This is a genomic window from Mycobacteriales bacterium (assembly GCA_035533475.1).
In the GTDB taxonomy this organism is placed as follows: domain Bacteria; phylum Actinomycetota; class Actinomycetes; order DATLTS01; family DATLTS01; genus DATLTS01.
Genome location: DATLTS010000048.1, coordinates 168,014 through 181,601, shown reverse-complemented (window position 1 = coordinate 181,601; position 13,588 = coordinate 168,014). Strand labels below are relative to the sequence as shown.

Sequence of the window (13,588 nt, the reverse complement as noted above, 5' to 3'; positions counted from 1 at the left end):
GGACCGGGGGGGCGCCATCAACCTCCCCGGACGGCGACAAGGGCGCCCAGCGGGATGGCTCGGATGGCCCAGACCGCACCTTGCCGCCGTGGCTCGGCGACCGGATGCTCCGCCAAGTCGAGGAAATCCATGCCGACCCGATCGATCGTGCCGGCCACGCTGCTGCCGTCGCTGAGCGCGATGGTAACGGCGACCCGGTCTCGTGCCAACAGCCGCAATGCGTACCGCAGATCGAGGCGGCTGGCGACCACTCCCTCGGATTCCGGGAACGCAGCCCGACCGGTCAGGCCGCGTGCCCCGAGCAGCGCGCCGAGGGGAACCAGAACTTCGGCACCGGTCGGGACGGCCAGCAGCAGCCAGTCTGGGCCGACCCGCGCCAATCGACCGTGCAACGTGCCCGCCCCTGGCAAGTCGACACTCAACTCTGCTCCGGCGTGCGCCCGCAGACGGTCCACCAAACGCAACCTGGCGGCCTCTCGGCGGCTCCGATCGGCAACCTCGGCCTGCAGCTCCGCCACTTCCGCCGCCTCGAGCTGCCCCTCGAGGTCATCGAACAATCGCACCCAGCGCACCCGAACTCCTCCCCACGTCATGCACAGGCATCGTGCCACCTTCTTGACCGGAGTCTGCCGAAGGAGTACGAAGGTAAACGAGGTTAAACGGAGGATAACTATGAGGTCAGACCGCCGGGAGTTCGTGACCCTCGCCCTCGCCGGCGCCGGTGTCGTCGGTGCACTTGCCTGGGCCGGATCTCCGGCCGCCGCTCTGCATAGCGGGCAGCCGGACGCGTTGGTCCTCGGGGCGACGCTCGCGGCTGGTTGGCTCGGGCTCGCCTGGCTGGTGCTCGGCACCGCGACAGCGGTGGCCTCGAGGCTGCCCGGCGCGGCTGGATGTCTCGCCGGGGCGGTGGCTGACCGGATCACCCCGGCGATTTTGCGTCGGGCGGTCGACCTTGCCCTGGGTGCCACGCTGACCACTGGCGCGGCCACGGGTCTGGGAGGGATCGCGTGGGCCGATGTTCCGCCTCCGGCGCCTGCGGTGGCGAGCCTGCCCAGCCTGGACTGGCCAACGGTGGATGCCGGGGGCTGGGTTCCTGAGTCCCCCTCGGCACCGTCCGTTCCGCCGGTCCGAATCAGCCATCGGACCCCGGTAGCGGCGGTTACCGGCCCGCCCGTGGTGACGACTCACGCGGCTGCACCGGTGATCCAGAGGCCGGTCCGGAACCGATCCCAAGTCTCGATGTCCCCCGCACCGAACCGCGACTCGAGTCGGGCACCCACCGCGCCGAGCCATCGGGTCGCAGAGGGGCTGGGAAAGGCGGAACCCGCCCGGCCCGAGCACGGGCGCGGGCCCACGCCGACGGCCCCCACCGATTGGGTCTTGGTCCGGCCGGGCGACAGCCTCTGGTCAATTGCGGCTCGTTGGCTCGGCCCCGGAGCGAACGCTGATTCGATCGCGAGCACCTGGCCCCGCTGGTACGCGGAGAACCGGGTCACCGTCGGTGACGACCCGGCTCTGATCTTTCCCGGACAGCGGCTCCGTGCGCCGCAATGACCTTCGAGGAGGACGACCATGACCGCACTGCTCGAACTGGCCGAACTGCCGCCGGCTCGGATCCATCGGCTGCCGCTCCCGGCCACCGAACCGCCGTTCGATGACGAGCGCCCGGAGCCGCTGCGGCCGGCGGCCCCCGGGCAGCAGTGCCTGCCTTTCGCTGCCCGCTCGGGCAGCGCGATTCTCCTCCGGACGGTTCCGGCCGCAGGTCTCGACGACGACGCGGACCTCCCGGCAGCCACCGCACGGGCTGATCTGCCTGACCCGCGTCCATGGGCCAGCCGTTTCGCCCAGGCCGTAATAGAGGTTTTCGCCGGAACCCGTGCGGCGCCCCAGTTGCTGCGCTGGACCTCGACCGCGGTCTATGACGACATCGAGGCGACCATCGGAGGGCTGAGCAGGGAACGGCGGCCCGTGGTCCGATCGGTACATGTCAGCGAGCCGGCCGACGGCGTCGCGGAAGCCTGCGCCCTTGTCGAACTCGGTCGACGGTCCCGCGCGCTGGCCTTGCGTTTCGAGGGGCTCGACGGACGATGGAGGTGCACTGCCCTCCAGATCTGCTGACGGTCAGCCCCGGTTGCGCGGGTCCCCGTGGCAGCGCTTGTACTTCTTGCCGGACCCACAGGGGCACGGGGCGTTGCGCGCCGGAGACGAGCCGACGGCCTGCCCCTGCGCAGGGCCCTCACCGACAGCCGTCCGCGACGCAGGACCGGAGGACCGGGCGACGCCAGCCTCGCCGTCCACGGTCGGCGAGCTGTACTGCAACTGGGTCGGGCGCTGCGGCGCCCCGATCACCGAGCTCACAACATCGGCGGCGTCGTGAGACGCCCCGGCGCCATTCGGCGCTACCGGGGGGGCGACAACGGGCCCGGCAGCCGCTGAAACCGGGAATGGAGACGGGGCCGGCTCAGCCGCGGGCGCTGACTCCGCCGCGGGCGCTGACTCTGACTCGGGCGCTGAATCTGACTCGGCCCCGGGCGGGAACTCGGCCCCGGGCGTGGACTCGGCCCCGGGCGTGGACTCGGCCGTAGTCGCGGGTGCAGGCTCCATCGCAGCCGACGGCTCCTCGGGGTCCGTCTCGCCCACCTCCGCCATCCCGATTTCGGCGAGCGGCACGACTGCGGTCTCGTCCGGGGACGTGGGTTCCGGGCCGCCGGCCGGCTCCTGGGCCTGGACTTCGACGTTGAACAGGAAGCCCACGGACTCCTCTTTGATCCCCTCCATCATCGCGGCGAACATGTCGAACGCCTCGCGCTGGTACTCAACGAGCGGGTCGCGCTGGCCCATGGCCCGCAGTCCGATCCCCTCCTGGAGGTAATCCATCTCGTAGAGATGCTCGCGCCAGCGACGGTCGAGGACCGAAATTACGACCCGGCGTTCGAGCTCACGCATGACCTCGCTGCCAAGGTTCTCCTCGCGTCGCGCGTAAGACGCCCGGACGTCCTCGAGCAGTTCCGCCTCGAGGTACGCGGCGGACAGTCCACCACCGGAACGCTCCTCGAGATCCTCGGCGCTGACTCCGACCGGGTAGAGGGTCTTCAGGGCGGTCCAGAGCCGGTCGAGATCCCAATCCTCGGCGTAGCCCTCGCTGGTTGCCGCCCGGACGTAGTCGGCGATCACGTCATCGACCATGTTCTGGATCTGTTCATGCAGGTCGGCGCCGAGCAAAACCTGGCGGCGCTCGTCGTAGATGACGTGCCGCTGCTTGTTCAAGACCTCGTCGTATTTCAGGACGTTCTTGCGGATCTCGAAGTTCTGCGACTCGATCTGGGTCTGCGCGGAGCGGATCGCCCGGCTCACCATCTTGGACTCGATCGGCACGTCCTCCGGGAGGTTGAACCGATCCATGATCGTCTCGACTGCGCTCGAATTGAACAGGCGCATGAGGTCGTCGCCCAGGGACAGGTAGAACCGCGACTCGCCGGGGTCGCCCTGCCTACCGGAGCGCCCACGCAACTGGTTGTCGATCCGCCTGGACTCGTGCCGCTCCGTACCGAGCACATACAACCCGCCGAGCCCGACGACGGCATCGTGCTCAGCGGCGACCGCCTCCTTGGCCTTGTCCAGCGCCGCCGGCCAGGCCGCTTCGTAATCCTCGGGAGTCTCGACGGGCGACAGTCCGCGGGCCCGCAGTTCCGCGGCCGCCATGAATTCCGGGTTCCCCCCGAGCATGATGTCCGTGCCTCGCCCCGCCATGTTCGTCGCGACGGTGACCGCGCCTCGGCGCCCGGCCTGGGCGACGATCATGGCCTCCTTCTCATGGAACTTTGCGTTCAGGACCTCGTGCGGAACGCCGCGACGCAGCAACATCCCGGACAGGCGCTCACTCTTCTCCACCGACGTCGTGCCCACGAGAACCGGCTGGCCCTTCTCATGCCGCTCGACGATGTCCTCGACCACCGCGTCGAACTTCGCGTCCTCGGTCTTATAGACCACGTCGGCCTGATCGATCCGGACCATGTCCCGGTTGGTCGGGATCGTGACGACGCCGAGCTTGTAGATCTGGTCGAACTCGGCCGCCTCGGTCATCGCCGTTCCGGTCATTCCGGACAACTTTTCGTAGAGCCGGAAATAGTTCTGAAGCGTGATCGTGGCCAGGGTCTGGTTCTCGTCCTTGATCTGGACGCCTTCCTTGGCTTCGATCGCCTGATGCATTCCCTCGTTGTAACGACGGCCGTGGAGCACACGTCCAGTGAACTCATCGACGATGAGCACCTCACCGTTGGTCACGATGTAGTCGCGGTCTAGCCGGTAGAGCTCCTTCGCCTTGAGCGAATTGTTCAGGTAACCGACCAGCGGCGTGTTCACCGCCTCGTAAAGGTTGTCGATGCCGAGCTGATCCTCGACCCGCTCCACCCCCGACTCGGTGACCGCGATCGTCCGTTTGCTCTCATCGACCTCGTAGTCGACCTCGGCGGTTAGCCGGCTGGCGATCCGAGCGAACTCCCCGTACCACTTGGCCGACTGCTCAGCCGGACCGCTGATGATCAGCGGAGTACGGGCCTCGTCGATGAGGATCGAGTCCACCTCGTCGACGACGGCGAACGGGTGGCCGCGCTGGACGAGCTCCTCCAACGACCAGGCCATGTTGTCGCGCAGGTAGTCGAAGCCGAATTCGTTGTTCGTGCCGTAGGTGATGTCGCAGGCGTAGGCCTCGCGACGCTCGGCCGGCGGCATCTGACCCAGGATCACCCCGACCGAGAGGCCCAGGAAGCGATGCACCCGCCCCATCCACTCCGAGTCCCGTCGGGCCAGATAGTCGTTGACCGTGACAACGTGCACGCCGTGGCCAACCAGCGCGTTGAGGTAGGCCGGTAACGTCGACACGAGGGTTTTGCCCTCGCCGGTGCGCATTTCCGCGATATTGCCCAGGTGAAGCGCCGCGCCGCCCATGAGTTGGACGTCGAAGTGGCGCTGGCCAAGGGTGCGCCGGGCGGCCTCGCGGACGGTCGCGAACGCCTCCGGCAACAGGTCGTCCAGCGTCTCTCCGTCGGCGAGACGGCTCTTGTACTCGTCGGTCAGCGCCCGCAGTTCAGCGTCGCTGAGCTCGAGGAAGTCCTCCTCGATGAGATTGACCTGGTCGGCGAGGCCGCGCAGGCGGCGAACCAGCCGGCCCTCGCCGGCCCTAAGGATCTTGTCGAGTACCACCCGCACATCGTAGGTGCTGAGCTCCGGCGAACGGCAGTCGATCGCCGGGAAGGATGTCGCGGAGCTGCCGACCCGACCGAATCACCGACTCCGCGCGTTCGGCCGCACCGCCTCCTCAGGGGCCGAGCGCTCCCGGGCCGGCGGCGGCGAGCTGCTTCCGTATGCCGTCCACGGCGAGTGGGCGGTTGGGTTGATCTTCCACGCTCGGCTCGTGCCGAATCACCGACCAAACCGCCCACTCGAACCATCGTCCGAACTCCTCAGCGATCCTGGGTTCCCCAGGTCACGGCGAGCCCCGGATCGATCGGGCCGCAGCCCGTCCCGGGGCTGTCCGCGCTCAGCCCCACCAGAAGCCGGCGGCGATGAGCACGTAGAGTCCGACGAGGGCCGCCCCCTCGAGCCACACCGTCTCACCGTCGAGGGTGATGAAGGTCAGGACCACGACGCTCGTCGCCACCGTCGTCACGAGCAGGGGCGAGAAGACCAGGGTGAACGGGATCCCACCGATGACGTGGCTCAGCAGCACGAGCGCGGGGGCCAGCACAAGGGCGATCTGCGCCGGGCTGTTGAGGATTACCGACAGCGCGTAGTCCGACTCGTTTCGCGCGGCGAGCCGAACGCCGACCGCGTTTTCCACCGCATTGCTCGCGATCGCCACGATGACCAACCCGGCGAAGGCCTGGCTTATATGCAGGGTCCGGATCGCCGGAGTCAGCGCGTGAACGAACCAGTCGGACACGAGTGCCGCCAAGATGGCGGTCAGCGCGAGGACGACCACCGCCAGCGCCGGCGACCAGCGCGGGGCCGCACCGGCCTTGCGGATCTCCTGTGCCGGGTCCCCCCGGCGCAGGGAGGCGGGGACGGAAGCCGCAAACACCGTGAGCAAGACCACCGCGGTAATGATCGACAGGGCGCCCTCGTGCCGGCTCGCCGGCGAGTGCACGAACGACGCGAGGCTCGGCACCAACATGCCGGCCACGGCCAGCAGCATGAGTACCGTGATCGTGCGGGCCCGCCGCGGATGGAAATGCTGCACCCCGTTACGCAGGCCGCCGACAAGCACCGACAAGCCGAAGACCAGCAGCACGTTGCCGAGGATCGACCCGATGATCGCGGTCTCGACGACCGTATGCAGCCCTGCACGCAAGGCGAAGATCCCGATGAACAACTCGGGCAGGTTTCCCAGCGCGCTCTGAAGGACTCCCGTGGCCCCCGCCCCGAACCGGTCGCCGAGCTGGTCGACCGCGCGGGCGACGAGCGTGGCCAGCACCGCGATCGCCAACCCAGCAACCACGAAGGCCAGGACATCATCGATCCGGACGTAACGGGTGATCGCGGCCAGCCCGCTGAGGCCGACCCCAGCCCCGAACATGACCCGATCCGAGCGGGACAGGACGACAGGGACCCGGCCGCTGGTGCGCCGGGCAGCTGGGGAACGCGGGGGGCGTTGTTGGGAAGGCAGGAGCTTAGGTGATCTCGAGGAGCTTCTCGCGGACCGCGTAGACCACCGCTTCCATCCGAGAGTGCAGCTGCAGCTTCTCCAAGATATTGCGAATGTGGTTCTTGACGGTGTTCTCGGAGATGAACAACTGTTTCGCGATGTCGCGGTTGTTCAGGCCCTTGGCAACCAGCCGGAGCACCTCCATCTCCCGCTCGGTGAGCCGTGGGGCCGGAAGCTGCGGTCGCTCGTCGCTGCGCTTGATCATCGAGGCGAACTCGCTGAGCAGCTTCGAAGCCATCGACGGCGAGATCAGTGACTGGCCACCATGCACGGCACGGATCGCGGTCGCAACCTCCTCGATGGAGATCTCCTTGAGCAGATAGCCCATAGCGCCAGCTTTGATCGCGTCGTAGAGATCGGCCTCCTCGTCGCTGATCGTCAGCATAATGATCTTGGCGGAAGGAACCGCATCCTTGATCGACATGCAGGCGTCGATCCCGCCGCGCCTGGGCATCCGGACGTCCATCAGCACGATGTCGGGGGTGGTGTCCATCGCCTTGGCTACCGCCTCGGCACCGTCGCTCGCCTCACCGACGACGTCGATGTCGGGCTCCTGCTCGAGCACCATCTCCAGGCCGCGCCGGAACAGCGCGTGGTCGTCCACGACGAGGACCCGGATGGGCTCACCGGTGAGGTCGCCCGGCTCCGCGGCCGGGGTGAACCCGGGCTGCTCGTTCATTGCACCTCCCCGGCCCCGCTCGGCACGATTCGGCACATGATCGCACGCGGCACGGGCAGATCGGGGAGATCGGGACAATTGCGAAGTGCCGGACCGGTTAGCCCGGCGCTGCTTGTAGCCGGATCACGCCGTAGGCATAGCCGCGGCGCCGGTAGACGACGCTCGGCGCTCTGGTCGGCTCGTCGAGGAACAGGTAGAAGTCGTGCCCGACCAGTTCCATCTCGAACAGCGCCTGCTCGAGCGTCATCGGGGTCGAGGCGTGGACCTTCTCGCGGACGATCGGATCGCCACCCTCCGGATTGTCCGGCGCATCGGCGGTCCCGTTCCCCGTGACCGAGGCGGACAGGTCGGCGGTCGCCGCGGCCACCGAAACGGGGGTCCGGCTGCCGTGATGGACCCGGCGGCGGTCGGCCACTCGACGGAGCCGATTCTCGAGTTTCGCGTAGGCGCGATCGAGCGCGGTTTGCGGATCGCCGGCCGCGGCCTCGGCCCGAATAACCGGCCCGCGGGTGGCACAGGTCAGTTCGATTCGATCGCACACGTCGGCGAGCCGTGGGTTGGCCTCGTGGCATACCTCGACGTCGATCCTGATGATCTTCGGGTCGAGCTTGGGAACCTTGGCCAGCTTCTCCGCCACATGCTTGCGGAAGCGTTCGGGGACCTCGGTATGGCGTCCCCTCACGTTGATCTCCACACAGAACCCCTTTCCGTCGGGATGGTTGACGCCCGCCCGTCCGACCTGGTCTTCGTCCCCACATCCGCCTGCCGAGGGTCTCGCAGCGCTTGCGCCACTACTCCCCTTCTCCCGGCCCGATGGGTGTCGGACCCACCGGCGGGGCAGGGCTTACTCCTAAGCCGCACCGTGATCGAGCGACGACAAGTCGCCTTACGTGGGCCGTTTTGCCTGCGGCTGGCATCGGCTAGCCGGCCGGACGGCGAGCGAGTCGACATCCCACCAGCGCAACCACGGACCCGGGCGGGCGCCATGCACCTCACGCTAGTCCCACCACCGCATTTGTGCAGACTCGGTCAACCACCCGGGTAGGCGGGATCCGACCCGCTCGCGACCCGAAGCCACCCCGACGGCTGCTCCGCCCAGACCCCGCCGCCGGCCGTGACGAGCATCGGCTGCCCGGGGGCGGCCGCGATCTGGGTCAGATCCGCAGGCAATCCCGGGGTCGCAACCGCCGTCGGCGGCTCCCCCGAGACCGGCACCAGCAGTGGTTCGATCTGCGCGGCCGGCTCCTGGCGGTCACGGGCTACCGGCACCAACGCCAGCGTGGCGACGGAGTCGGCGTCCTGCCAGCCGAGCGCGCCGAGGGCGGTGTCCTGCGGTGGCGAAAGGGCCACCAGGTTCGCCGGCGCCACGACCGGCCCGGCGACCGTGATGCTAACCGGCCCGACAAGTACCCGGCCGCCGGCCACCAGAGCAACCCGGGCGCCGTCGCGAGAGATGGCAAATGCGGAGACGTCCCCCAGCGGAGCAGGCCCGGAACTCACCACCGTCCCGGACTGCTGACCGACGGCGACCCGCACGATCCGCTGATCACCGGCCGGCGTGGTGGCCACCGTCCACAGGGCGTCACCGACGTCGAAACTTGGCGGCAGCAGTTGAGGGTCAGCGAAGACGGCGGAGAGCCTGGTGCCGATCGGACCCGCGACAAGAGTCGCGCCGGCCGGACCGGGACGCAGGCCGGCGACGAAACGGCCGTCCGGGCTCACCGCGGGATCGCGCAAACCGGCTGTTCCTGGCACGGCGGCCGGACTGTGGCCGGCCAGCCGGCGGAGGGCTCCTCCGATGACGGCGAAGCCGGCCGGAGCGCTCACCACGTCGGGGTCGAAGCTCGCATTGGCCGCGAGCGTCCCCGGAACGTCCACGGGGGTGCCATTCGCGGTCACCCGGACTTCGGTTATGCCGAACTGGCCCAACGTCCACACGAGCTCCGCGACGAAGACCCGCAAGCGAGGCAAGTCGCCCAGGTGCGCGCCGGCGAGATCAACGCGGGCGACGTTACCTCCGACGCTGACCGGCCCGGCCAGGGCGGTCCCGGCCGGCACTTCCGTAGTCACCGCGCCGGCGTATCTCGGGGTAGGGCCCGCCAACAGGGCGCGGACGGTGGCCGTGACGAGATCCGGGTCGCTCACCTGGAGCCGGATCGGGACTGGCACGAGCACCCGCCCCGTCGGATCGAGGAAGTAGACGTCGACCGGGTTGAAGGTCTGGAAGAAGTCGGACGACACCACGAGCCCGGCCGGCACCGCCGCGATTCGCCACTGCCGCTTCTCCTGGACCAGGGGCAGGTGCAGGACCATCGAGCCGCCGGCCGGCGTGTAGTCCCCACGGTCGTCGATGGTCGCCACCAAGGACGCGGTGACCGTCACAATGCCAGCTATGAGAGGGGAGATGGTCAAGGACGCCTGGTCGTAGATCCGAACCGATCCGCTGTCCTGCCACGCGGCGCTGCCGAAACTGGTGAGATAGTCGCGGGCCACCGGGTGGCCCCCTCCCGACACGGCCGAGGCGTTGAGGAAGCCCTGCACGATGTCGTGCGGATTCTCACCGGGACTCGGCGGGGCCGCGAAGACCGTCTCGGTCACCCTCGAGTCGGCAGCAGCCGAGACAATGGTGACCGGCCCATCGTTCGGGATGCTCGCGCAGCCGCCCAGAGCGGCAACAGCGAGTACGGAACAGGCCGCCCGGGCCGCCGCGTGGCTAGGCACCGGGCCACCCGGCCACCGGTGGAGCCGTGGCCCTCGGGTCCGCGGGCGCGGCACCTTCGACGTCGTCGGCAATGAGCGGCAGCGGCGAAACCCGCAGAACGTCACCGGCCCGGCGCGGGAGGCTGAGGCGGAACCGAGAGCCACGACCGGGTTCGCCCCAGGCCTGCAGCCAGCCGCCGTGCAATCGAGCATCCTCCAACGCGATCGCCAAGCCGAGTCCACTCCCGCCGGTGGTCCGGGCCCGGGAGGGATCGCCCCGCCAGAATCGGTTGAAGACCAGTGAGGATTCCCCGGGGTTGAGCCCGGCACCATGGTCAGCGACGAGGATTGCCGCGGCCGTGGCGCTGCCGGCCAATTCGATCTCGACATCACCGCCGTCGCCGTGCTCGATAGCGTTCGTCACCAGATTGCGCAGAACCCGCTCGATCCGGCGCGTGTCGATCTCGGCGATCACCGGTGAGTCGGGCAGGCGCAGCCGCAGCTTGCACCCGCGCCGCTGAGCCAGCGGATCGGCGTTCTCCGCCAACCGCTCGAGCAGCCCACGCAGGTCGACGGGCTCGGAGTCGAGGATGGCCGCCCCAGCGTCGTGCCGGCTGATCTCGAGTAGATCCGCAAGCAGGGTCTCGAACCGGTCGAGCTGCGTCTGCAGCAGTTCGGCGGCGCGGCCGGCTTCGCCAGGGAAACCGCTCCGCTCGGCGTGCAGGACGTCGGCCGCCATCCGAACAGTCGTCAACGGGGTGCGCAACTCGTGCGACACGTCCGCGACGAAACGGCGCTGAAGTCGGGACAGGTTCTCCAACCGGCGAATCTGGCTCTGCAGGTTTGCCGCCATCCGATTGAAGGATGTGGCCAGGCGGGCCAGGTCGTCCTGACCGCGGACCGCCATCCGCTCCTCGAGCCGGCCAGCCGCGAGCCGCTCGGCGGTGCGCGCCGCCAACCGGACCGGAGTGACAACCTGACGGGTGACGATCGCGGCGATCGCGACTAGGAGCAAGACCAGGGCGAGCCCGACGAAGAGCAAGGTGCTCCGGACCAGCTGCACGGTCTGTGCTTCCTGGCCGAGCGGAAAGGAGTAGTACAGCTGGTAGCCGCCGGCCGCCGGGATCGCAATCTGCGCCCCGACTACCAGGCCCGGGACCGCCGTCCCGTCCGCGTACTGCAACTCGGTGTAGGTGTACGCCTCCTGCCCTGAGCCACCGGCGACCACCCGGCGCAACCGGTTCGGGATGCCCGAATCGATACCGCCGAAGCGGAACCCGTTGCTCTCCGACGAGGACAGCTGCACGGCGAAACTGTCCGCCGCGGACTGACCGATCTGGCCGAGGTCCTGGGCGGCCTGCTGCGCAGCGGCAGTGACCGTCGCCGAGTTGGCGGACTCCGCGGCGAGCAGTTGGGACTGCACGGTCTGGGTCCCGGTCCGAAGTTCGCTGAGAGCCGATCGGGTCTTATCGGTGAGCAGGCCGTGGGTAACGACGTTGAGCAGCGTGACCCCGAGTAGCGCAACCACGACGGTGGACAAGATCAGCGTCGTGACGGCGACTCGCATCTGCAACGAACGTCGCCAGCGCAGCAGCGCCGGCGCCAGCACCCGCGCCACCAGCCCGGCCACGGACCGGGCCCAGAGCAGCAGGGCGGCCGGTAGCCTGCCGGGCCCCGGCGCGGGTAGCGCCACCGGAAGGCCCGTCGCCTCGGTCACGGGGGCCCGGCCTTGTAGCCGACTCCCCGTACGGTGACAACGGTTTCCGGATGCTCGGGATCACGCTCGATCTTCGAGCGCAACCGCTGGACGTGGACGTTGACCAGCCGGGTGTCCGCGACGTGCCGATATCCCCAGACCTGCTCGAGCAAAGCCTCACGGGTGAAGACCTGCCGCGGCTTGCGGGCCAGCGCGGTCACCAGATCGAACTCGAGCGGGGTTAGCGGAAGTGGTTGCCCGTCCCGGCTAACCACATGCCCAGCCACGTCGATCGTGACGTCCCCGATGGTGAGAAATTCCGGCGCCGGATCGGCCCGAGGGCGCAGCCGGGTTCGGACCCGCGCGACCAGTTCCTTCGGCTTGAACGGCTTTACGATGTAGTCGTCGGCGCCCGACTCCAGGCCGAGCACAACGTCGACCGTGTCGCCACGGGCGGTCAGCATGATGATCGGCGTGGATGCTTCGGCGCGGATCTGCCGGCAGACCTCGACCCCGTCGGTGCCCGGCAGCATGACGTCGAGCAGGACGAGGTCCGGCTTGAAATCGCGGAACGCCTGCAGGGCATGGTCACCGTGCGCGACGAACGCCGTCTCGTAGCCCTCGCCACGCAGAACGATGCCGAGCATTTCGGCGAGCGCGTGGTCGTCATCGACAACGAGCGTCCGGATCTTCACGGGCTCATCGTCGCATCCGGACGCGGACGCGGGCGCGCACAACAGGAAGTCAGGGCCGAGCCTCGGCCGGCCGGCAGTGTTCAGCGAGCCCAGCCGCGTCCAGCGGGGCGAGGACGCCGCGTTCGGTCACCAACGCGGTGACAAGCTCCGGAGGCGTCACGTCGAAAGCGGGGTTGTAGGCCGGGCAATCGAGCGGGGCGATCCGACAGCCACCGAGCGTAAGAACTTCGCTGCCCGGGCGCTCCTCGACCGGGATGTCCGCGCCGCAGGCGGTCTGGAGATCGACCGTGCTGGTCGGCGCCGCGACGAGAAATGGCACGCCGTGCCGGTGGGCAAGGACGGCCAACGGATAGGTACCGATCTTGTTCGCGATGCTGCCATCGGCGGCGATCCGGTCCGCACCGACCAGGACAAGGTCGACCAGGCCACGGCTGAACAGGCTGCCGGCCGCCGCATCTGGAAGGACGGAGTGGGGAATCCCGGCTCGGCCGGCCTCGTACGCCGTGAGCCGCGATCCCTGCAGCAACGGGCGGGTCTCGTCGATCCACAACATTTCCACCCCGTCGCGGCGGTGCGCCGCCGCGACAATTCCAAATGCCGTGCCCGGTCCAGCGCTAACCAGTTCGCCGGTGTTGCAATGGGTGAGGATCCGCGCGCCGGCGGGCACGAGCGGAACGCCGGCCGCCACGAGCCGCTCCGCGTCGGCGACCTCGGCCGCCTCGACCTCGACGGCCGCGAGTAGTGCTGCCCCTGGGTCGCGATCGGATCGTCGGTGCGCCTCGGCGACGACCGCCACTGCTCGAGGCAGGTTTATCGCTGTGGGACGAGCGCCCGCGAGGCAGCCGGCCGCGGCCGTCACGTCGCCGCCGGTGAGCGCCGCCAGCGCGACGCCGTAGGCGCCGACGACACCGAGCAGCGGCGCCCCGCGTACCGCAAGTCGCCGGATCGCCTCGACGAGCTGGTCGACGTCGGTGCAAACGACCTCGACCTCCTCCCCCGGGAGCCGGCTCTGGTCGAGGAGCACGACCGCCGGCGGATCGGCCTGCCACCGAACGGGTCGTCGCGGCAGGGACATGTGGACAGTCTGCTCCGGGGTGCCCGCCAGGCCGCCAGCA

General features: G+C 69.1%; 11 protein-coding genes and 1 pseudogene. 2 read left to right on the top strand and 10 right to left on the bottom strand.

What is annotated here, in order from left to right:
* Window positions 1-17: 17 nt before the first annotated feature.
* Window positions 18-572, bottom strand: a complete 555-nt coding sequence (locus VNG13_12490; protein HVA61334.1) for a hypothetical protein — start codon at window positions 570-572, stop codon at window positions 18-20.
* A 100-nt stretch (window positions 573-672) separates the two neighbouring features.
* Here VNG13_12490 and VNG13_12485 point away from each other — a divergent pair, with 100 nt between their 5' ends.
* Both VNG13_12485 and VNG13_12480 read left to right on the top strand, forming a co-directional pair.
* Complete coding sequence (locus VNG13_12485) at window positions 673-1,554, top strand: LysM peptidoglycan-binding domain-containing protein (GenBank protein HVA61333.1); 882 nt, start codon at window positions 673-675, stop codon at window positions 1,552-1,554.
* An 18-nt stretch (window positions 1,555-1,572) separates the two neighbouring features.
* On the top strand, window positions 1,573-2,118 hold the full coding sequence (locus tag VNG13_12480) for an Rv3235 family protein (GenBank protein HVA61332.1): 546 nt from the start codon (window positions 1,573-1,575) through the stop codon (window positions 2,116-2,118).
* A 3-nt stretch (window positions 2,119-2,121) separates the two neighbouring features.
* On the opposite strand, the gene VNG13_12475 is transcribed toward VNG13_12480, so the two are convergent.
* From VNG13_12475 to mtnA, 9 genes and pseudogenes are all read right to left on the bottom strand, one after another.
* A complete protein-coding gene (locus VNG13_12475) occupies window positions 2,122-2,604 on the bottom strand; it encodes an SEC-C metal-binding domain-containing protein (GenBank protein HVA61331.1) in 483 nt (160 codons plus the stop codon).
* A gap of 117 nt (window positions 2,605-2,721) precedes the next feature.
* Window positions 2,722-5,202: pseudogene (gene secA, locus VNG13_12470) on the bottom strand (preprotein translocase subunit SecA).
* A 337-nt stretch (window positions 5,203-5,539) separates the two neighbouring features.
* Window positions 5,540-6,574: a sodium:proton exchanger gene (locus VNG13_12465; GenBank protein HVA61330.1), complete on the bottom strand. Its 1,035-nt coding sequence runs from the start codon at window positions 6,572-6,574 to the stop codon at window positions 5,540-5,542.
* 94 nt (window positions 6,575-6,668) lie between these two features.
* Entirely contained in the window at window positions 6,669-7,382 is a 714-nt protein-coding gene (locus VNG13_12460) for a response regulator transcription factor (protein ID HVA61329.1), read from the bottom strand.
* A 97-nt stretch (window positions 7,383-7,479) separates the two neighbouring features.
* A complete protein-coding gene (gene raiA / locus VNG13_12455; protein HVA61328.1) occupies window positions 7,480-8,064 on the bottom strand; it encodes a ribosome-associated translation inhibitor RaiA in 585 nt (194 codons plus the stop codon).
* A gap of 347 nt (window positions 8,065-8,411) precedes the next feature.
* Window positions 8,412-10,103, bottom strand: coding sequence for an LpqB family beta-propeller domain-containing protein (locus VNG13_12450; protein ID HVA61327.1), 1,692 nt, complete (start codon window positions 10,101-10,103; stop codon window positions 8,412-8,414).
* Window positions 10,096-11,799, bottom strand: coding sequence for an MtrAB system histidine kinase MtrB (mtrB, locus tag VNG13_12445; protein HVA61326.1), 1,704 nt, complete (start codon window positions 11,797-11,799; stop codon window positions 10,096-10,098). The genes VNG13_12450 and mtrB overlap by 8 nt, the downstream gene beginning before the upstream one ends.
* Window positions 11,796-12,473, bottom strand: coding sequence for an MtrAB system response regulator MtrA (mtrA, locus tag VNG13_12440; protein HVA61325.1), 678 nt, complete (start codon window positions 12,471-12,473; stop codon window positions 11,796-11,798). Before mtrA ends, mtrB begins: the two co-directional genes overlap by 4 nt.
* 49 nt (window positions 12,474-12,522) lie before the next feature.
* On the bottom strand, window positions 12,523-13,548 hold the full coding sequence (gene mtnA / locus VNG13_12435) for an S-methyl-5-thioribose-1-phosphate isomerase (protein HVA61324.1): 1,026 nt from the start codon (window positions 13,546-13,548) through the stop codon (window positions 12,523-12,525).
* Between the last annotated feature and the right edge of the window lie 40 nt (window positions 13,549-13,588).